This window comes from Solimonas marina (assembly GCF_012241385.1).
Classification (GTDB): domain Bacteria; phylum Pseudomonadota; class Gammaproteobacteria; order Nevskiales; family Nevskiaceae; genus Solimonas; species Solimonas marina.
Window position 1 is genome coordinate 99,680 of sequence record NZ_JAAVXB010000005.1, and the last position, 19,662, is coordinate 119,341.

The 19,662-nt window shown below is 66.4% G+C and carries 18 protein-coding genes; 10 read left to right on the plus strand and 8 right to left on the minus strand.

From position 1 onward, the window contains the following. Window positions 1–99 precede the first annotated feature (99 nt). The 3 genes from G7Y82_RS10775 (at window position 100) to G7Y82_RS10785 (ending at window position 2,595) form a co-directional block, all read left to right on the plus strand. On the plus strand, window positions 100–789 hold the full coding sequence (locus tag G7Y82_RS10775; protein WP_168148074.1) for a heavy metal response regulator transcription factor: 690 nt from the start codon (window positions 100–102) through the stop codon (window positions 787–789). Next, a complete protein-coding gene (locus G7Y82_RS10780) occupies window positions 786–2,162 on the plus strand; it encodes a heavy metal sensor histidine kinase (RefSeq protein ID WP_168148076.1) in 1,377 nt (458 codons plus the stop codon). Before G7Y82_RS10775 ends, G7Y82_RS10780 begins: the two co-directional genes overlap by 4 nt. Window positions 2,163–2,277: 115 nt before the next feature. Next, on the plus strand, window positions 2,278–2,595 hold the full coding sequence (locus G7Y82_RS10785; protein WP_168148078.1) for a high-potential iron-sulfur protein: 318 nt from the start codon (window positions 2,278–2,280) through the stop codon (window positions 2,593–2,595). A 90-nt stretch (window positions 2,596–2,685) separates the two neighbouring features. Here the strand turns inward: G7Y82_RS10785 and G7Y82_RS10790 are convergent, their stop codons facing one another. Next, complete coding sequence (locus tag G7Y82_RS10790) at window positions 2,686–3,630, minus strand: oxygenase MpaB family protein (protein ID WP_168148080.1); 945 nt, start codon at window positions 3,628–3,630, stop codon at window positions 2,686–2,688. 61 nt (window positions 3,631–3,691) lie between these two features. Here G7Y82_RS10790 and G7Y82_RS10795 point away from each other — a divergent pair, with 61 nt between their 5' ends. Together G7Y82_RS10795 and G7Y82_RS10800 are read left to right on the plus strand one after the other, a co-directional pair. Next, window positions 3,692–4,708 carry a hydrolase gene (locus G7Y82_RS10795; RefSeq protein ID WP_168148081.1) on the plus strand — a complete coding sequence of 339 codons (1,017 nt, stop codon included), beginning with the start codon at window positions 3,692–3,694 and terminating at the stop codon, window positions 4,706–4,708. A 123-nt stretch (window positions 4,709–4,831) separates the two neighbouring features. Next, window positions 4,832–5,038, plus strand: coding sequence for a hypothetical protein (locus tag G7Y82_RS10800; RefSeq protein ID WP_168148082.1), 207 nt, complete (start codon window positions 4,832–4,834; stop codon window positions 5,036–5,038). 60 nt (window positions 5,039–5,098) lie between these two features. On the opposite strand, the gene G7Y82_RS10805 is transcribed toward G7Y82_RS10800, so the two are convergent. Continuing rightward, window positions 5,099–6,151 (minus strand): YeiH family protein, encoded by a 1,053-nt coding sequence (locus G7Y82_RS10805; protein WP_168148084.1) that lies wholly within the window; start codon window positions 6,149–6,151, stop codon window positions 5,099–5,101. Between the two features lie 100 nt (window positions 6,152–6,251). On the opposite strand from G7Y82_RS10805, the gene G7Y82_RS10810 reads away from it, so the two are divergent. Beyond that, window positions 6,252–7,148, plus strand: a complete 897-nt coding sequence (locus G7Y82_RS10810) for a LysR substrate-binding domain-containing protein (RefSeq protein WP_168148086.1) — start codon at window positions 6,252–6,254, stop codon at window positions 7,146–7,148. A 251-nt stretch (window positions 7,149–7,399) separates the two neighbouring features. Here G7Y82_RS10810 and G7Y82_RS10815 read toward each other — a convergent pair whose 3' ends face one another. Together G7Y82_RS10815 and uvrA are read right to left on the minus strand one after the other, a co-directional pair. Beyond that, complete coding sequence (locus G7Y82_RS10815) at window positions 7,400–8,101, minus strand: SIR2 family NAD-dependent protein deacylase (protein WP_168148087.1); 702 nt, start codon at window positions 8,099–8,101, stop codon at window positions 7,400–7,402. 118 nt (window positions 8,102–8,219) lie between these two features. Then, window positions 8,220–11,054, minus strand: a complete 2,835-nt coding sequence (gene uvrA, locus G7Y82_RS10820) for an excinuclease ABC subunit UvrA (RefSeq protein ID WP_168148089.1) — start codon at window positions 11,052–11,054, stop codon at window positions 8,220–8,222. 148 nt (window positions 11,055–11,202) lie between these two features. On the opposite strand from uvrA, the gene G7Y82_RS10825 reads away from it, so the two are divergent. From G7Y82_RS10825 to G7Y82_RS10840, 4 genes are all read left to right on the plus strand, one after another. Then, window positions 11,203–12,387, plus strand: a complete 1,185-nt coding sequence (locus G7Y82_RS10825) for an MFS transporter (RefSeq protein WP_168148091.1) — start codon at window positions 11,203–11,205, stop codon at window positions 12,385–12,387. 146 nt (window positions 12,388–12,533) lie between these two features. Then, a complete protein-coding gene (gene ssb / locus G7Y82_RS10830; protein ID WP_168148291.1) occupies window positions 12,534–13,013 on the plus strand; it encodes a single-stranded DNA-binding protein in 480 nt (159 codons plus the stop codon). A 146-nt stretch (window positions 13,014–13,159) separates the two neighbouring features. Further along, entirely contained in the window at window positions 13,160–13,993 is an 834-nt protein-coding gene (locus tag G7Y82_RS10835; protein WP_168148093.1) for a COG4705 family protein, read from the plus strand. Continuing rightward, complete coding sequence (locus tag G7Y82_RS10840) at window positions 13,971–15,122, plus strand: glycosyltransferase (protein ID WP_168148095.1); 1,152 nt, start codon at window positions 13,971–13,973, stop codon at window positions 15,120–15,122. Before G7Y82_RS10835 ends, G7Y82_RS10840 begins: the two co-directional genes overlap by 23 nt. On the opposite strand, the gene G7Y82_RS10845 is transcribed toward G7Y82_RS10840, so the two are convergent. The 4 genes from G7Y82_RS10845 to G7Y82_RS10860 all read right to left on the minus strand — a co-directional run bounded on the left by G7Y82_RS10845 (window position 15,116) and on the right by G7Y82_RS10860 (window position 19,659). Continuing rightward, window positions 15,116–16,378, minus strand: a complete 1,263-nt coding sequence (locus G7Y82_RS10845) for a CDP-glycerol glycerophosphotransferase family protein (RefSeq protein ID WP_206370565.1) — start codon at window positions 16,376–16,378, stop codon at window positions 15,116–15,118. The genes G7Y82_RS10840 and G7Y82_RS10845 overlap by 7 nt on opposite strands. Before the next feature lie 87 nt (window positions 16,379–16,465). Then, window positions 16,466–17,113 (minus strand): tetratricopeptide repeat protein, encoded by a 648-nt coding sequence (locus G7Y82_RS10850; RefSeq protein WP_168148097.1) that lies wholly within the window; start codon window positions 17,111–17,113, stop codon window positions 16,466–16,468. A 19-nt stretch (window positions 17,114–17,132) separates the two neighbouring features. Further along, entirely contained in the window at window positions 17,133–17,945 is an 813-nt protein-coding gene (locus tag G7Y82_RS10855) for an SDR family oxidoreductase (RefSeq protein WP_168148099.1), read from the minus strand. Between the two features lie 64 nt (window positions 17,946–18,009). Then, on the minus strand, window positions 18,010–19,659 hold the full coding sequence (locus G7Y82_RS10860) for a phosphoethanolamine transferase (RefSeq protein ID WP_168148101.1): 1,650 nt from the start codon (window positions 19,657–19,659) through the stop codon (window positions 18,010–18,012). Window positions 19,660–19,662 lie beyond the last annotated feature (3 nt).

Genomic DNA, 19,662 nt, shown 5'->3' on the forward strand with positions numbered 1-19,662 from the left:
AGGTAATGTTCATGTAATACACTCAGGTCGCGCATCGCCCGATGCGATCGAGCCGCGGAGCCCGCGGCCTGGCCCATTCCCACCAGGACCCGCTTGTCGATGAAGATTCTGATCGTCGAAGACGAAAGCAAAACCGCCGATTACCTGCAGCGTGGACTGACCGAGCAAGGTTACGTCGTCGAACTGGCGCGTAATGGACCGGACGGCCAGCATTATGCTCTGCAGTACGACTACGACCTCATCATTCTCGACGTGATGCTGCCCGGCGCCGACGGCTTCTCGGTGCTGCGTGCGATCCGCGCCGTGAAGCAGACGCCGGTGATCATGCTCACCGCGCGCGACCGCGTCGACGATCGCGTCAAGGGCCTGCGCGAAGGCGCCGACGACTATCTCGTCAAGCCGTTCTCGTTCATCGAGCTGCTGGCGCGCCTGCAGGCGATCACGCGTCGCGGCCGCGGCCAGGATCCGATGCAGATCACCGTCGGCGACCTGCAGATCGACCTGCTCAGCCGCCGCGCCTGGCGCGATTCGCGGCGCCTTGATCTGACCGCCAAGGAATTCGCGCTGCTGGCCGCGCTGGCGCGCCGCCAGGGCGAGATCATCAGCAAGACGGTGATCGCCGAGCAGGTCTGGGACGTCAACTTCGAAAGCAACGCCAACGTCGTCGAAGTGGCGATCAAGCGCCTGCGCGCGAAGATCGACAACCCGTTCAAGCACAAGCTGCTGCACACGATCCGCGGCATGGGCTATGTGCTCGAACCGAGGGATGAGGTCGACGAAGTGGTATGACGCGGATGTCGATCGCGTGGCGCCTGTCGGCGATGTTCGCAGGCGTCGCGTTGCTGATCTTCGCGCTGGTCGGTATCGCCCTCGATCAGGTGCTGCGCGCCGAGCTCGACCGCCAGAAGGCCAATGAGCTCGATACCAAGTACCGCATCGGCGAGCAGCTGATCGAGCACTGCCCGACGGCGGACTCCTGGCACTTCGCGCAGGCGCGGCTCGATGGCCTGTCGTCGGGTGACGATGGCACCTATTTCTGGGTGACCAGCATCGACTCGCGCTTCACCTACGGAGATCTCGACCAGCTCGGGCGGCTGATGCCGTCGCTGCCGGATGGCCTGTCGTCGCGCGCGTCGACGCGCAATCACGAGCCGATGAATTTCTATGCCGGCGAGATCGAGGCCGCCGATCAGCGTCCGCGCACGCGGCTGATCGTCGCCATCGACGCCGAGCCGTATGCGCACACCTTGCACACCTTCGCCGCGGCGCTGGCGCTGCTGTCGGCGATCGGCGTGGCGCTGGCGGCGATGCTCGGCCTGTGGGTGGCCCGCGTCGGCCTGTCGCCGCTGGCACGGCTGTCGCGCGAGGCGCAGGCGCTGAGTCCGCGGCAGCTGTCGCATCGCCTCGAGCTGGCGCCGCTGCCGCAGGAGCTGTCGGAACTCAAGGCTTCGTTCAACGGTGCGCTCGATCGGCTTGAGCGCGCGTACGTGCAGCTGCAGGCCTTCAACGCCGACGTCGCGCATGAGCTGCGCACGCCGCTGAGCAATCTGATCGGCCAGACCGAGGTGGCGCTGGCCAAGCCGCGCAGCCCGCTCGAATTCGCCGACGTGCTGCAATCCAATCTCGAAGAACTGGCGCGCCTGCGCGCCATCGTCAACGACATGCTGTTTCTGGCACGCGTCGACGAAGGCGAGATGGCCGACCGTCGGCGCCAGGTGTCGCTGGCGGCTGAAGTGGGCAAGTCGCTGGAGTTCATGGACGTCGTGCTCGACGAGGCGGGCCTGGCGGTCGAAGTTGACGGCGACGCGCAGGCCGACATCAACGGCGCGCTGTTCGGCCGTGCGATCACCAATCTGCTGCAGAACGCCGTGCAGCATGCGACATCGCCAGCGCCGATCCGCGTGCGCATCGAGGCCGGCGCCGGTGCTGCGCGGGTTTCGGTCAGCAACGCCGGTGAGCCGATTCCGGACGAACATATCGGGCGGCTGTTCGACCGCTTCTATCGTGTCGATCCATCGCGTGGCAGTGACGGCGCCAGTCACGGCCTGGGGCTGGCGATCGTCAAGGCGGTGGCGACGATGCACAACGGCATCGTGTTCGCGGAAAGCCGAGACGGCATCAACACGATCGGCTTCACTCTGGGTGATCGCGCGCCGTCCTGAGGTTTCCGAAACCGTCAATGAGAACGTTTCCGTCATCAACAGGTGCCGGCCGGGCATCATGTTGCACAACCTCCACCACCACGTTCTGCGCACTGCGCCACCAGGAGACGGGTAAATGACTCAGAAGTTTGATCGCCGGAATTTCTTGAAGCTGACTGCCGGCTCAATCGCCGCCGCAGCCGGCGTCGGTCTCGCCGGTACCGCGGCCGCGCAGCAGAAGCTGACGCCGGACGATCCGACCGCCAAGGCGCTGCATTACACCGAAAGCGCCGCGGCCACCAAGGAAGCGACGCACAAGGCCGGCAGCCACTGCGGCAACTGCTCGCTGTACCAGGCCTCGGCCGAGAAGGGCGGCTTCGCGCCGTGCGGCGCGTTCGGCGGCAAGCTGGTCGCGTCCAAGGGCTGGTGCATGGCCTGGGCGCCGAAGGGCTGATCGCAGCACCTTGAATCCGGCGCGGGCGGCACTGCGAAGGCGGTGCCGCCCGCGCCTTTTTTATATCCGCTTCTATCCGGACCGCGCGTCTCAGCGGCGTTCGTTCGGGAAGCGTGCGAGCGCCGCCGGCTCGAGGCCCACGCGCCGGCATGAGCGCGCGGCGATGCCGTTGGCCAGCGCGGTACGCAGCGCCGGTGCCGCCAGACGCAGCGTGCGTGCGGCGGCGCGGTCGCGTTGACGCCGCAGGCGTCCGCGCTGCATCAGGGCGCAGGCCCAGTCCGGCAGCAATGCGGCGCCGGCGCCGAGCATCACGCCCCGCAGCAAGGTGCTGCCGGGCAGTTGCAGGTCCACGCCTTCGAGCACGCGCAGGACTTCGCGCGAGCGCGTTGAGTAAACCAGCGTTGGTTGCATGCGCGCGAAGTAGTCGTCGATCTGCCGCGCCGACTTCGGCACGCGGCGCGCGCCCAGTGCTTCGGCGATGCGCGCTGTTTCGCGAAAGTAGCGATCACGCCAGGCACGCTTGAGATCGGCGCGGTGGTAGCGCTCGTAGCCGGCGAGAAAGCTCGCCATTTCGGTGACGTGGACCCAGGTCAGCAAATCCGGATCGTCGGCTCGATAGGGCGTGCCGTCTTCGGTCGTGCCCTGCACGCGCAGGTGGATGCGGCGGACGTGTTCGATCAGCGTTTCGGCGACGTCGGTGGGCGCGAAGCTGGTGCCGGCGACGAACGCCGTGGTGCGGCGCAGGCGCCCGAGCAGGTCCTGGCGAAAGTTGGAGTGATCCCAGACGCCGGCCAGCGCGCGCGGCTGCAGCGTTTGCAGCATCAGCGCGCAGATCCCGCCGCTGATCATGCCGGGGAAATCGCTATGAATACGCCAGGTGACGCTGTCCGGGCCGAACAGGCCGGTGTCGCCCAGCGGATGGTCGTAGTCGAGCGTCGGGCCTTGCGGACCGGAAATCACGCCAACCACGCCGCGGCGCAGCGGCCCTTGCCACCATTCGGCGAGGCGTTGTGCGGATGGCGCGAAGCTGGTCATGTGTGAATTCAAGCACAGCGACGGCTACGCTGCCGTCATTGCGGCATGCTACATATCCGTCATGGACGCATCGCACGCTCCGGCCCACGGCCGCATCATCGACAGTGAGTTCCGCCCGCACCGCTGGCTGCGCGGCCCGCACGCGCAGACCATCGTGCCCACCCTGTTGCGGCCGTCACCGCCGCTCGACTTCGACGTCGAAACGCTGGAACTGCCGGACGGGGACTTCGTCCGCATTGGCTGGGCCGGCGCGCCGCATCCGGGGCAGCGTGTCGCGGTGCTGGTGCACGGCCTGACCGGCGGCTTCACGTCGAAATACCTGCGCGGCCTCGCCGGTTTGCTGATCGCGCGCGGCTGGCGCGTCGCCGCGCTGGAACTGCGCGGCGGCGGTGCACAGCCCAATCGCTTGCCGCGCAACTACCATCACGGCGATACCGGCGATCTGCGCTTTCTGCTCAAGGTGCTGCACGATCGCGACCCGAATGCGCGACTGGCCATCGTCGGCTGGTCGCTCGGTGCCAACATCGTCATCAAGGCCATGGGCGAGGACGCCGCCGCCTCGCCGGTCGAAGCCGCGGCTGCGGCGTCCGCGCCGTTCCTGCTCGAACCCTGCGCGCAGAAGCTCGACACCGGCTTTGCGCGCCTGTACCAGCGGCGGTTGCTGATTGATCTCAAGCGCATGGTCGGACGCAAGTACCCGCCGCTCAAGGCGCCGCCAGGTGTCGATCTGGCGGCGATGCAACGGGCGCGCAGCTTCATCGAATTCGACGACGCGTATACGGCGCCGATGCATGGTTTTCGCGATGCGCGCGACTACTACGCGCGCTGTGCTTGCGGTGCGTTCTTGAAGACCGTGGCGCGGCCGATGCTGGTCATCAACGCCAGGGACGACCCGTTCCTGGCGCGAGACATCGTGCCGCGGGCCAGCGAACTGGCGCCATCGGTGACGCTGGAACTGACGCGCCGCGGTGGCCACGTCGGCTTCATCGCCGAAGGGCAGCGCGGCCGGCTCACGTATTGGCTGGAAACGCGACTGGCGGACTGGCTGGAGACGGCGGTGCCGGCGGACCACACGTAGGCGGCGGCAGCATCCGTACGGCTGGCGGTCAGGAATGTACGGATGTGTTTCGAGGCGCCCACGAGCGCCGGTGCTTGCCGGACAATCGGCCTGATGTCGTCAAACTGCAATCAGGAGCGATCGATGAAAGCAAAACTGTTCTTGCTGGCCGCCGTCGTCGGGCTGTGTACGACGCTGGCCGGTTGTCCGCCGCCGGGCGCCTATGGTGGACGCGGTGGCGGCGGCGGTGGTCCGGGCGGCGGTGGTGGTGGCCAGCAACAGCAGCCGGGCGGTGGTGGCGGCGGGCATGACCAGCACGACTCGCATGACTCGCACGGTGGTCCGGGCTGAACTCGGCAATCAAAAGGCCCGCAAGCATCGCGGGCCTTTTTCATCACTGAGGTCTGTGGCTCAGAACGGCAGCAGGTTCAGCGCGCAGTTGAGGGCGTAGCCGCCGATCGTCAGCACGCCGAACAGCACCGCGCCGAGCACCAGCGGCCGTGGTCCGGCGGCCTTCATCATGCTGATTCGCGCCGACCAGCCGAGCGCCGCCATCGCCAGCGCCAGTAGCACGCCGTCGAGCTGCAGCAAGGCGGCATGCGCCGCGGCCGGCAGCCAGCCCAGCGAATGCAGCAGCACCAAGCCGGCAAAGGCGATGACGAAGCCCGGCACGATGGGCGCCGACGACTTCCCCGGAGTTTCGTCCTTGTCGGTGCGGGCGACCAGGCGGCCGATGATGATCAGGATCGGCGCCAGCATCGCGACGCGCAGCAGTTTGACGATCACCGCCTCGTCGCCCGCCGATGCGCTGACCGCCTTGCCGGCGGCCACCACCTGTGCGACTTCGTGCACGGTCGAGCCGACGAACATGCCGTATTGCTGCGGGTCCAGGCCCAGCAGCGGGAACAGCGCCGGGTAGAGGAACACTGCACACGAACCGAACACGGTGACGGTCGCCACGGCGATCGCGACCTTGTAAGGCGGCGCGCGCAATACGGGTTCGGTGGCCATCACTGCGGCGGCGCCGCAGACCGCGCTGCCCATGCCGACCAAGAGCGCGGTGTCGCGATCGAGTTTGAGCAGGCGCGTGCCGACGAACCAGGCGGTGCCGAGCACGGCGCTGATCATGATCACGTCCACCGCGATGCCGTGCAGGCCGGCGGCGGCAATGTCGTGCAGTGTCAGACGCAGTCCGTAGAGCGCGACGCCGGTGCGCAGCAGCGTGCGCTGCGAGAACGCCGCGCCGGGCGCGGCGCGGTCGTGAATACGGGCCGAGGCGAATTGCGAGACCAGCATGCCGAGCGCGATGGCGACGGTCAGCACGCCGATGCCGGACGAGCCGATGCCCGGAATGCGGTCGAGCGCCATCGCCGTGACGGCGATGCCGGTGACGATGGCGAGGCCGGGCAAGAGGCCGGCGACGCGACCCGGCAGCGTCGGCTGCGTGGCGGTCAGTGTGCTCATGGGGCAAGTCCTTGGAATGCAGGCTTGCGGCCAGCGTAGGATTGCCCATGAAATCGGAAAAGCGTATTTTTCGTCTTAAATAAATCGGTTTTTCTTATATATGCGTTTGAGCCTGCGCCAGCTCGAAGTGTTCGACGCGATCTGCCGGCTTGGTAGCGTCACGGCCGCCGCTCAGGATGTCAGCCTGTCGCAGTCGGCGGCCAGCCAGGCGCTGGCCGAGCTGGAGGCCGCGCTCGACGGCGCGTTGTTCGACCGCATCGGTCGGCGCCTACAGATCAACGAGCGTGGCGAGCAACTGCGCCCGTACGCCGCCGAGCTGCTGGAACGCGCCGAGATCGCCGAGGCCAGCCTGCGCGGTCGCCATGCGATGCCGCCGCCGCGCGTGCGCCTGGCGGCGTCGCTGACCATCGGTGCCTACCTGCTGCCGGAACTGCTGGGCGCGCACTTGCTGCGCGAGCCGGAGGCGCGTGTCGAATTGCAGATCCACAACACGCTGCAGGTGATCGACGAGGTCGCCGCGTTTCGCGCCGACGCTGGCTTCGTCGAAGGCTTGATTCGTCATCCCGATTTGCTGACGCATCGCTGGCGTGACGACGAGATGCTGATTGTCGTTGCGCCCGATCACCCGCTGGCGCGACGGCGGCTGACGGTTGCGCATCTCGCCGCTGCGCGCTGGATCACACGTGAAGCCGGTTCCGGTGGCCGCGAGATCTTCGGCCGCGCGGCGCACGCCGCCGGCTTCACACCGCGTATCGCGCTCGAACTCGGCCATCCGCAGGCCGTGCTGCGCGCCGCGGCCACGGGCGCCGGCGTCGCCTGCCTGTCACAGTTCGTCGTCGCCGACGCCGTCGCGCGCGGCGAACTGGTCGCGCTGAAAACACCGTTCCTCGATCTGCATCGCACGCTGTGGCTGGTCCGCCACCGCAACAAATTCATCGGCCCCGGCCTGCGCACGATGCTCGACGTGCTCGCGCCGGGCGTGCTGATCGAGGGCTGAGCGTGCGGTGAAAAGCGCAAAGCGGAACCACAGATTTCACAGATTCCACAGATTGAGACGCATTGAGTTGTCGCCCACCCGGTTGGGCTCCTTCCGGTCTTTTGTCGCGGCTGACGCCACGCCTACGACGAAGGTCGGGTTGTAGGAGTGGCGCCAGCCGCGACCCCCAATTCAATATCTGTGGAATCTGTGAAATCTGTGGTTAAACCGCTGTTGCTTTGCGCGTATCTGCGGTTCCGCCGTTGCCGGACTCAGACGAAGTGCGCGCCGATCGCGGTGCTCGCGGGCTCGGTGATGCAGCGTTCGAACAGGCGTGAGGCGTCGGTCGCTTCCGGGTTGACCTCGATCATGTAGGCACCGGCGCGCTGGGCGAGCGGGATGAAGCTGGCGGCGGGGTAGACGACGGCGGAAGTGCCGACCGAGACGAACAGCGCGCTGGTCGCGATCAGTTCGCCGGCGCGTGCAAAGACGGTCTCGTCAACCATGTCCTCGAACCAGGTGATGTCCGGTCGTAGCGTGGCGCCGCATTGCTCGCAATGGCGGCTTTGGTACGCTGCGGCAGCCAGATCCTCGCGCACGCCATGCTGTGCGCAGCGCAGTCGCCACAGAGAGCCGTGCAGTTCGGCGGCGACCTGGACGCCGGCGCGCTGCAGCATGCCGTCGATGTTCTGTGTGACGACGTGGACGCGCGGGTGCGCGGCCTGCAATGCGGCAAGCGCTGCATGACCGGCATGCGGCGCGCATTCCAGCACCATGCCGCGGCGCAGTTCGTGGAAGTCGAGCACCTTGACGGGATCGCGGTCGAAGGCACGCTGGCAAGCGTATTCCTCGTAGCGGTACTGCCCCCAGATGCCGCCCGCGCCGCGATAGGTCGGCACGCCGGATTCGGCCGACATGCCGGCGCCGATAAAGAACACGACCGAGTGAAAATCGGCGAGGCGAATCGGCGACATCGATGGCTCCTGCTGCACGGCGAGACAGCATAGGCCGATGGCCACGCAAGTGGGTATCGCCGCGCTGGCGGCGCGCCATTGCGGATGCGCAGGCTCGCTGCGCATCCGCAGCTTCGTGTCAGCGCTTGAGCATCGGCTTGAGCATCGGCTTGAGGAAGCGACCGGTGTGCGAGCGCGCGGTTTTCGCCACCGTCTCCGGCGTGCCCGACGCAATGATCTCGCCGCCGCCGGAGCCGCCTTCCGGCCCCAGGTCGACCAGCCAGTCGGCGCGTTTGATGACGTCGAGGTTGTGCTCGATGATCACCACGGTGTTGCCATGATCGCGCAGGCGTTCGAGCACCTTGAGCAACTGCGCGACGTCGTGGAAGTGCAGGCCGGTGGTCGGTTCGTCGAGGATGTAGAGCGTCTGTCCGGTATCGCGCTTCGACAGTTCCTTGGCGAGCTTGACGCGCTGCGCCTCGCCGCCCGACAGCGTCGTCGCGTTCTGGCCGAGCGTGATGTACGACAGGCCGACGTCCATCAGCGTTTCGAGTTTCTTGCGCAGCGCCGGCACCGGCTTGAAGAATTCGAGCGCTTCTTCGACGGTCATCGCCAGCACTTCGTCGATGGTCTTGCCCTTGTACTTGATCTCCAGCGTCTCGCGGTTGTAGCGGCGCCCGCGGCAGGTGTCGCAGACCACGTAGACGTCCGGCAGGAAGTGCATCTCGACCTTGATGACGCCGTCGCCTTCGCAGGTCTCGCAGCGGCCGCCCTTGACGTTGAAGCTGAAGCGGCCCGGACCGTAGCCGCGCGCGCGCGATTCGGGTACGCCGGCGAACAGCTCGCGGATCGGCGTGAACAACTGCGTATAGGTGGCCGGATTGCTGCGCGGTGTGCGGCCGATCGGCGACTGGTCGATGTCGATGACCTTGTCGAGCTGATCGAGACCGTCGATACCGTCGCACAGCGCGTGCTGCGTCGACGCATTGTTCAACTGCCGCGCGGCATAGGCGTACAGCGTGTCGTTGATCAGCGTCGACTTGCCCGAGCCGGAGACGCCGGTCACGCAGGTGATCAGACCCAGCGGAATCTCCGCGTCGACGTTCTTCAGGTTGTTGCCGCGCGCATTGCGGATGGTGATGTGCTTTTTCGGCTGGCGCGGTGTGCGCGTCGCCGGCACGGCGATCGACTCGGCGCCGGATAGATAGCGGCCGGTCACCGATGCCTTGTTTTTCTCGACCTGCTTGGGCGTGCCCTCGGCGATCACCTGACCGCCGTGCACGCCGGCGCCGGGGCCGATGTCGATGACGTGGTCGGCGTGGCGAATCGCGTCTTCGTCATGCTCGACGACGATCACCGTGTTGCCGAGATCGCGCAGGCGGAACAGGGTCTGCAGCAGACGTTCATTGTCGCGCTGATGCAGGCCGATGCTCGGCTCGTCGAGCACGTACATGACGCCGACCAGGCCGGCGCCGATTTGCGACGCGAGGCGGATGCGCTGCGCTTCGCCGCCGGACAGCGTCTCGGCGCTGCGGCTCAGCGTCAGATAGTCGAGCCCGACGTTGTTGAGAAAGCCGAGGCGCGCGCCGATTTCCTTGACGATCTTGTCGGCGATGCCCTGCTTGTGGCCCGGCAGCTTCATCTTGGCGAAGAAGCCCTCGGCGTCGCGCACCGACATTTCGCTGATCGACGGCAGGTTGCGGTCGGCGACGAAGACGTTGCGCGCCGAGCGGTTGAGGCGCTGACCCTCGCATTCCGGGCAGGGCTTGTCGCTGAGGTATTTCGACAGTTCCTCGCGCACCGCGTCCGATTCGGTTTCGCGGTAGCGGCGTTCGAGATTCGGGATGATGCCCTCGAACTTGTGCGAACGCGTCTGGATGCGGCCACGCTCGTCCGGATAGCGGAACTCGATGCGCTCGTCGCCGCTGCCGTAGAGCAGCACGTTGCGCGCCTTGACGGCGAGTTTGTTGAACGGCTTTTCCGGATCGAAGCCGTAGTGCTTGGCCAGCGACGTGATGAAGTGCCAGTAGTACGGATTGCGCTTGTCCCAGGAGCGGATCGCGCCGGCTGCCAGCGACAGCTCCGGTGCGACGACGACACGCTCGGCGTCGAACACCTGCAACTGGCCGAGACCGTCGCACTTCGGGCAGGCGCCGTGCGGTGCGTTGAACGAGAACAGGCGCGGTTCCAGTTCCTCGATCGCATAACCGCAGTGCGGGCACGACATCTTCGACGACAGCGTGACTTCCTCGCCGTCGTGGTTGTACGGCGCGATGTAGACGATGCCTTCCGACAGGCGCAGCGCGGTCTCGAACGACTCGGCCAGGCGCTGCTTCAGGTCGGGCCGGACCTTGAAGCGGTCGACGACGATTTCGATGTCGTGCTTGAGCTTGCGGTTGAGCTTGGGCACCTCGTCGAGCTCGTAGACGCGGCCGTCGACGCGCACGCGCACGAAGCCTTGCGCACGCGCCTGCTCGAACCACTCCAGGTGCTCGCCCTTGCGGCCGCGCACCACCGGCGCCAGCAGCAGCCAGGCCGACTCGGCCGGCTTGGCGAGCACCAGATCGACCATCTGCGACACCGACTGCGCTTCCAGCGCGACGCCGTGGTCCGGGCAGCGCGCGGTGCCGACGCGGGCGTAGAGCAGGCGCAGGTAGTCGTAGATTTCGGTGACGGTGCCGACCGTCGAACGCGGGTTGTGCGAGGTCGACTTCTGCTCGATCGAGATCGCCGGCGACAGGCCTTCGATGGCGTCGACGTCGGGCTTGTCCATCTGCCCGAGGAACTGGCGCGCGTACGCCGACAGCGATTCGACGTAGCGTCGCTGGCCCTCGGCATACAGCGTGTCGAATGCCAGCGAGGACTTGCCGGAGCCGGACAGGCCGGTGATGACGGTCAGTTTGTCGCGCGGCAGATCCAGCGAGACGTTCTTGAGATTGTGCGTGCGGGCGCCGCGGATGCGGATCGTGTCCATGTGGACGCTCGGGATGAAAAAGGCAGGGAACGGCGTACTATATGGGTCCGGCCCGTGCTCATTCAAAGGCGAAGCGTGCGGGGGAACCTCTGAGTCGCTGATCGGTCTTTCTGCACGACTTCTCAGCCTTCGCCAAGCACGTTACGAAATGAACGCACACGAATGGCGCGCCACCTCCGCGCTCTCGCTCCTGCAGGCCCTGCGCATGCTCGGCATGTTCATGATCCTGCCGGTCCTCGAACTCTACTCGCGTGACCTCCCCGGTGGTGCCAGCCAGATGCAGATCGGTCTGGCGATCGGCGTCTACGGCCTGGTCCAGGCCTGTTTGCAGATTCCGTTCGGCATGCTGTCCGACCGCATCGGCCGCAAGCCGGTGATTCTCTTCGGCCTGGTGCTGTTCGCCGCCGGCAGCTTCGTCGCCGGCCACTCCGAAGACATTCACTGGATCATCGCCGGCCGTGCGCTGCAGGGCGCCGGCGCGATCTCCGGGGCCGTTTCGGCCCTGCTGGCCGACGTGACCCGGCCGCAGGTGCGCACCACCGCGATGGCGGTGATGGGCGCCGGCATGGGCATGTCGTTCATCATCGCGCTGGTGCTGGGGCCGGTGCTGAGCGGCATCATCGGCGTGCCGGGCATCTTCGACCTGACCGGTGTGCTGGCGATCGCCGCGGCCTTCGGTATCGTCTTCCTGGCGCCCAATGCGCCGCGGCAGCCATCGGTGCCGGGCGGCCTGCGCCGGGCGCTGGCCGACTCGCAGCTGCTGCGCCTGGACGGCGGCATCTTTCTGTTGCACGCGATGATGACGACCCTGTTCATCGCCGCGCCGCAGGCCATCGAGCAGACCCTGGGCTTGCCGAACGCGCGGCAGTGGGAGGTCTATCTGCCGGTGCTGCTGCTGTCGATCATCCCGGTGTTCCCGATGATCCGCCGCATCGAGGCCAAGGGCCGCGTCAAGGCGGCGCTGCTGGGCTCCATCATGCTGATCTGTATCGCCCTGCTGACCGCGTCCGAGGTTCATGCACACGCGGCCGGCCTGTGCCTGGCACTGCTGATCTTCTTCATCGGATTCAACTACCTGGAAGGCTCGTTGCCGTCGATGATTTCGCGTCGCGCGCCGCCCGACCAGAAGGGCGCGGCGCTTGGCGTCTACGCCACCAGCCAGTTCCTCGGCGGCTTCGCCGGCAGCACCATCGGCAGCTTCGCGCTGGCGCACTGGGGCATCGGTGGTGCGTTCGCCGCCGCCGGCCTGCTGCCGCTGGTCTGGCTGACGTTTGCGTTCACGCTGGCGCCGCCGGCCGCGCACGCGCCGCAGCCGCCGGAATCGAGCACCTGAGCCTCGCGGGGCGGCCCGCCGCCGTCGGCCCGGCGGCGGGTTTTGTGCTCTAATTCCGCATCCGATCCGGCCGCATGCGCCATCATGGCGTGGCCGGGGTCGCCGATCCGGCGGCCTTCTTCATTCCCGCATTTTTCGGAGGCACCATGGCCCGTGGCGTCAACAAAGTCATCCTGATCGGCAATCTCGGCAAGGATCCCGAGGTTCGCTACTTCCCGAGCGGCGACGCGATCGCCAACGCGACGATCGCCACCACCGAGGGCTGGAAGGACCGCCAGACCGGTGAAGCCAAGGAAGCGACCGAGTGGCACAACGTCGTGTTCCCCGGCAAGCTCGGCGAGATCGCCGGCAAGTACCTGAAGAAAGGCTCCAAGGTCTACGTCGAAGGTTCCCTGCGCACGCGCAAGTGGACCGACAAGGAAGGCAAGGAGCGCTACACCACCGAGATCCGCGCGCAGGAAATGCAAATGCTCGATGGTCGTGCCGGCGGTGCCGCGCCGATGGGTGAGGAGCGCGGTGGCTACGGCGCGCCGCAGCCGTCACGTGCGCCGCCGCGCAGCGCGCCGGCCGCCGCCCCGGCTGCCGACATGGACGCGCCGTTCGAGGACGACGACATTCCGTTCTGAACCGGCAGCGGCGGTTCGCGCCCGTATCGCCAGACCCCGGACTTCGGTCCGGGGTTTTTTCGTTGGGGCTGTACGCCGGGCACGTGCGATTGACGTAGCGACCGGCACAGTGGGCGGCCATGTAGGCAAGACCCGAACGAAACACGATGTCGGATTCGACCGAACGGATCGCCCCCGCGCGGGCGGTCGAACCCAGGGCGCTGCAGGACGGCGGTCATGCGCGCCCGAGCAAGGTGCCGGAAATCACGCTGCTGTTCTGGATCATCAAGATCGCCGCGACGACGCTCGGCGAGACCGGCGGCGACGCGGTGTCGATGTCGATGCAGCTCGGCTACCTCGTCGGCACGCTGATCTTCGCGGTGATCTTCGTGCTGGCGGTGACGGTGCAGATCCGCATGCACCGCTTTCATCCGCTGCCGTACTGGACGACGATCATCGCGACAACCACGGTTGGCACGACGCTCGCCGACTTTGCCGATCGTTCGCTGGGGATCGGCTATGCCGGTGGTTCGACCTTGCTGCTGTCGTTGTTGCTGGTTTCGCTGTGGGCCTGGCGCCGGACGCTGGGCTCGGTTGCCGTCGACAGCGTCGTCACGCCACGCGCCGAGGCGTTCTACTGGGTGACGATCATGTGCTCGCAAACGCTCGGCACCGCATGGGGCGATTGGGTTGCCGATGCACCGGGCCTGGGCTACGGCAGCGCCGCGCTGCTGTTCGGTAGCCTGCTATTGGGGCTCGCCGCACTGCAGCGCTGGTCGCAGGTCTCGCGTACCGTGCTGTTCTGGGCTGCGTTCGTGTTGACCCGTCCGCTCGGAGCGGTGGTCGGCGATTTTCTCGACAAGCCGATCGACGCCGGTGGGCTGGCGCTAAGCCGCTATGCGGCGTCGGCCGTGCTGTTGCTGGTGATCGTCGTGCTGACGTTGTCGTTCCGGCAGCGGCCGGCGCCGAGTTGCGTCGATGGAGTCCGCGCTAGACGATGAGCTGCGCAGGCATACTCGCGACGGCATGCAGATCCACTATCTGATCAACGGCCTCAACGGCGGTGGCGCGGCGTTTCCGATTCCGGATCTGGTCGCGCACATGCGCGGCCGCGGCCATCAGGTTCGGGTCCTGGCCTTGCAGCCGCAGGATCGGCGGTCGTGCGCGTGGCTGGACCGGGCCGGCATCGAATGGCAGGTGCTGGGGCGGCGCGACCGGGACTGGTTCGGGGCTGCGCGCGCCTTGCATGCCGAGCTCGATCGCGACCGGCCCGATCTGATCTGGACCTCGCTGACCGGCGCGACCGTCTACGGGCAGGTGATGGGCGCGACGCAGCGCATTCCGGTCGTCAGCTGGCAGCACAATGCGTTTCTGAGGCCAGGCAATCGGCGCCTGTTGCAGCTGACGCGATCATTGACCGATTTCTGGGTCGCCGACTCGCAAAGCGTGGTCGATTTCAGTGTCCGCACGCTGGGGCTCGAGCCGTCGCGCGTGATGCGCTGGCCGATCTTCCGCGCACGTGACGATGCCAAGCAGGCACGAACCTGGACGGCCGGCACGTCGCTGCGCATCGGCAGCCTTGGCCGGCTGCATCCGAACAAGCGCTACGACCAGCTCATCGAGGCAGTCGCGGCGTTCAGTGCGCGCGCGCCGGCGCTGGCGGCGCGGGTCGAGTTCGTGGTCGGCGGCAGCGGCGAGGAATTCCAGCGATTGACGGCACAGGTTCGCGCGCGCGGCCTTGAAGGCCGTGTGAACTTTGTCGGCTTCGTCGACGATACCGAAGCGTTTCTGGCCGGCCTGGATGGCTACATTCAGACTTCCCATCACGAAGGCATGTGCATCGCCGCGCACGAAGCCATGCAGGCCGGGCTGCCGGTGATCTGCACGGCGGTCGGCGAGCTGCAGTACAGCGTCGAACCGGGGCGCAGCGGCTGGCTGGTTCCGATCGATGACGTCGATGCGACGGCGACCGCAATCGCCGCGCTGGCGGCCAATCCGCAGGCCGCGGCGCAGATGGGGCGATACGGCCGCGAGCGCCTGCTCGAGCGCTTCGGCGCGGCGGCATTTCGTCGTGCCGGCGACGCGGTATTGAGCCGCGCCGAGGCGCTGGTCGCGCAGCGCGCTCAGTAGGCGACGCGGATGTCGTCGTCAGGATTGACCGCGCCGAGCTGCGCGACGAAGTGCTCGATTGCGTCGGCTGCGCGCGCGGCCGAGGGACGATCCGTGAGGTCGAAGCTGTAACGAAACAGCTCCTGCTGCACCGGCAGGTAACGCGCGTGATCGGCGAAGGCCCGGTCGATCTGCGCCTCCATGTCGCCGACGCGCTGGGTGACATGGCCGGCGTACCAGTGCTGATAGTTGACGTCGCCGCGCCAGCTCTCAGTGCCGTGGCTGTCGAGGAACAGGCATGGTCGCGGGTGCAGCAAAAATTCGTAGACCTGACTGCTGACGTCGCCGAGATAGCAGTCCGCGGCCAGGGTGTAGGTCATGTCGCAGCAGCTTTCGCTGCCGGTATCGATCAGGATATGCGGGCAGTTGCGATAGCGCTCCGGGATCAGGCCGGGGCGGTCGATGCGCAGGCGGTCGAGCGAGATCTGCACGTCCTTGCGGAACAGCATCACGTGCGGCGCAAAGATCAGGTTGTACTTGTTCGAGTGATAGAAGGCTTCGAGCACCGCAAGTCCGTCGCGATACCACGACGACAGGCGCGGTGAGCAATGCGGGTTGTACAGCACGGTCGGCCGGTCGTTGTTGAAGAAGTGACGCCGCGGTGCCTTGCCGTGCAGGTCGAACTTCGGATAGCCGACGATGGCGTAACCGTCCGGCTGCACCAGGCCGCGCCGCTGCAGGCGGTCGACGATCTTGGGGCCGGACACCAGCACCATGTCGAACTTCGAACTGGCGCGATTGAAACCGACCTCGCGATCGCCGGCGCCATGGCGTGTATGCACGATGCGCAAGGCGTGTAGCCCGCCGATCGAGCGCAGCATCAGGCTGGTCTTTTCCGGTACGACCAATACGTCGAGCGTGCGGAACGTCGCGAGATTCGACAGCAGCATCGCCACGCGCGTGAACGGCACGAACTTGTCGAGGGCCTTGGCGATGCCGCGCAGCCAGACCGGCAGATTCAGCTGGCGGATATCGACCTTGGTGATGCCGCTTTGCGTCGCGAACCGGCGCAACACCTGCAGCTGTCCCTTGCTCGTCGCCAACAGCGTGACGTTCATCTGCGCGGCGCGACGGATCAGCTCGAATGCAATCGGGGCGCTGTGTGCCAGCTGATGCAGCTGCTCGTGATTGAACAGAAAGCCGCAACGCGGCGGGTTGCCATTGCCATTGCCGTTGCGGTCGCGGCCACGTGCAGTCGAAGCTTGTGAAAGCGGCATCGTTCCCCCTTCAAGACCTTGCCCGAACCGCCGAGTCTGCCGCGCGATCGTGATGATCAGATGGCGCTGTGTTCCGCTGCGCGCGGATCAGTGATCGCTGCCACCCAGCTTGCTCAGCGCAATCTGGATCTCCTGGCGACGTCCAGCATCGGCGTCCTGACGTCCCGGGCGCGCCGGTGCGGCGAGCGCCTTCTCGTAGTACTCGCGGGCGCCGGCCTTGTCGCCGCGGTCGGCGAGCAACTGGCCGTAAAAGAAATTCGGATCGATGCCGTCCGGATTGATGGCCAGTGCCTGTTGCAGATATGCCTCGGCCTTTTTCTTGTCGCCGTAGGCGAGCGGCCAGCCCGGCACGTTCGCGTAGAGGCTGCCGAGCGAGGTGTAGATCGAGCCGTTCAACGCCCTCGGGTCGAGCTGCATTGCCTTTTCGAGGTCCTCACGCGCTTGCTTGACTTCGTGTAGTGCGTTGAGGCCGCCGCTGAACTTGGCGGCACTCGACAGCACGATGGCGTGCCAGGTCAAGGCCTCGGCACGGTCCGGATACGCCTGCAGCATGGCGTCGGATTCGCCCATCAATTTGTTGAACGCCGCTTCCTTCTGGTCCTTCGGTGCGGCGTAGTAGGCATGCGCCCAGTCGTGTTGCACGGACGCCAGAGCGTCATCCAGCGATGCGGCATTGGCGCTGCCGCAGAGCAGCAGCAAGGTGCCCGGCAATGCCAGGAGCAGTATGCGTTTCATTGGGTCGAACCTCTGGGTCTTACTGCGGGAGTCCGGCGGTTGCCGGTTCGAGTTCGCGCATGCGGCGGGTCTGCGCGCGCAGACCGCGGTCGACGAGCCAAGGGAACCAGGCATTGAGCTTGACGAAAATGCGCTCGCCAAAGCCAAAGAACAGATCGCGGCGGTCGCGCTCGATGGCGTCGGCAATGCGCCGCGCGACCATTGCCGGCTCGTCCTGCTGCATCGACAAAGCCTGCGCGATGCGTGCCGGCGCGCCGTCGTTCATCGGCGTTCGTGTGTAGCGCGGCGCGACATAGGTGACGCCGATGCCGCTGCCGTCAAGTTCCCGGCGCAAAGCTTCGGCGAAGCCGCGCAACGCGAACTTGGTCGCCGAGTACGTCGCATACATCGGAAATGCCAGCGAGCCGAAGATCGAGCCGACAAAGACCAGCCGGCCATGTCCCTGCTTGCGCAGCGCTGGCAACAGCGCGCGTGTCAGCAGGCTTGGCGCAATGACGTTGGTTTGCCACAACTGTGTGATTTCTTCGGTCGGAATGGTCTCCAGGCAGCCGAAGCTCATGCTGCCGGCGCAGTGCACGACCAGATCCGGTGTGCCGCCGGACAGTGCGGCATGAGCCAGACGCTCGGCGCCGTCGGCGCTCGAAAGATCGGCGCTGAGTACGCTGACATCGATGCCCAGCGCACGCAGTTCATTGCCGAGCGTGGCGAGTTTGTCGACGTTGCGTGCGCTCAGCAGCAGGTGTGCGCCGCGTTGCGCGAACTCGCGCGCCAGCGCCTGGCCGATGCCACCGCTGGCGCCGGTCAGCAATACCGTACGGGCGTTCAGTTTCATGAGCTGCTCCTGGCAGACAGGCGAAGCATCGGTGCTTGCGTTGTGGTGACGGGGCGCATCGGGCTCAACCTCGGCAGCTCGACAGCGGGTCGAGGTCGGCTTGGTACGCCTTGCTGTCGACGCCGAACAGGCCGAGCAGCATCGGCGCGAGGTTGTCGTGCGAACGTGGCGCATCGCCGATCTTCTGCAGGCAGGCCGGCTGCAGTTTCTGGCGCTGTTCGAGCGTCGGGCTCAGCCATGCCACGAACGGCACATGGGTCTGCTCCGCCGGGGCCAGCGCATACGGCAGGCCATGCAGGTAGACGCCGTTCTCGCCGAGCGATTCGCCGTGATCGGACAGGTAGATCATCGCGGTGTCGAGACTGGCGCTGCGCTGTTGCAGCAAGCCGAGTACCTCGCCGAGCACGTGATCGGTGTAGAGGATGGTGTTGTCGTAGGCGTTGACGATTTCGTCGCGCGGGCAATCCTGTACCTGCGCACTACGGCACGCCGGTGTGAAATGGCGGAATGCCGGCGGGTAGCGATGATCGTATTCAGGGCCATGGCTGCCCATCAGGTGCAGCACGATCAAGGTGTCGCCTTTCACGTTATCGAGCAGCGCCGGCAGGTCCTGCACCAGCACGTCGTCGTGGCAGCCGAGATCATCGCAAAGACTGGCGGGGCCGTTCTTGGTCACGTCGACGGTTTCGGCGCTGCCGCAGACTCCCTTGCAGCCGCCGTCATTGTCGCGCCAATGTACTTTGACGCCGGTGTTGGCAAGGACGTCGATGACGTTGAGGTACTGTGCCTTGGGCTCCGAGCTCCAGTGTTGCTTGCCGAGCAATGAGAACATGCAGGGCACGGAGATCGCTGTCGCCGTGCCGCACGAGGCGGTGTCGCGGAAATTGATCAGGCCGGGGGTGGCGGCCAGTTCCGGTGTGGTCTGGCGCGCATAGCCGTCGAGTCCGAAGTTGGCGGCGCGCGCGGTCTCTCCGAGCATCAAGACCACGACTTGCGGGTGCTGGCCCGGCGCGGGCGCGGGACGCAGGGCATCGCGGCCGAGCGGCGAGATCGGTAGCGGTGCATGCGGCATCATTTCGACCGCGTACTTGTAGAACGACTTGGCCGGGTAGAACGGATTGATGAAGTAGCCGAGTTCCTTGTTTTGGCGGCCGACGATCGAGAAGTTCTTGTACTGGCTGGCGAGCAGCGCCAGCGCCGCGACCAGCAGTAGCGACATGACGATGAAGCGAGTGCGCAGTTCGCGCAGTGCGGTCGAGTAACGCAGCGGCCAGATCGCGACGAGCACGGCCGGCAGGCCGGCGCGCAGCAGGAAGTACAGCGCCATGCTCGGCGTCATCAGCTCGGTGGCTTCGCGCGTGTTGGTGTCCGCGACATTGCGCACCATGTCGAGATTGATGATGACGTGCAGCTGGTCGATGAAATAAGCCGATCCGGCGCTGAAGATCAGCATGAAGATCAGCACCGGCTTCAGCAGCGGGCGCCACGACAGCAGCGAGAACAACACGCTGTAGGCGCCGATCAGGATCAGTGCGGTGCTGACCTGCAGGATGACGCCGGTGAGATCGGAATCAATGGCGCCGTGTGCGATCGACCAGAAGCGGTTGTTGTCGAACAGCACGATGAAGGCGGCGACGACGACGATCAGGACGTTCGCCGAAATCGCCGGAAGGCGTTGACGCAAGCCCGGACGGGTAGTAGTGAGGGTGCTCATCAA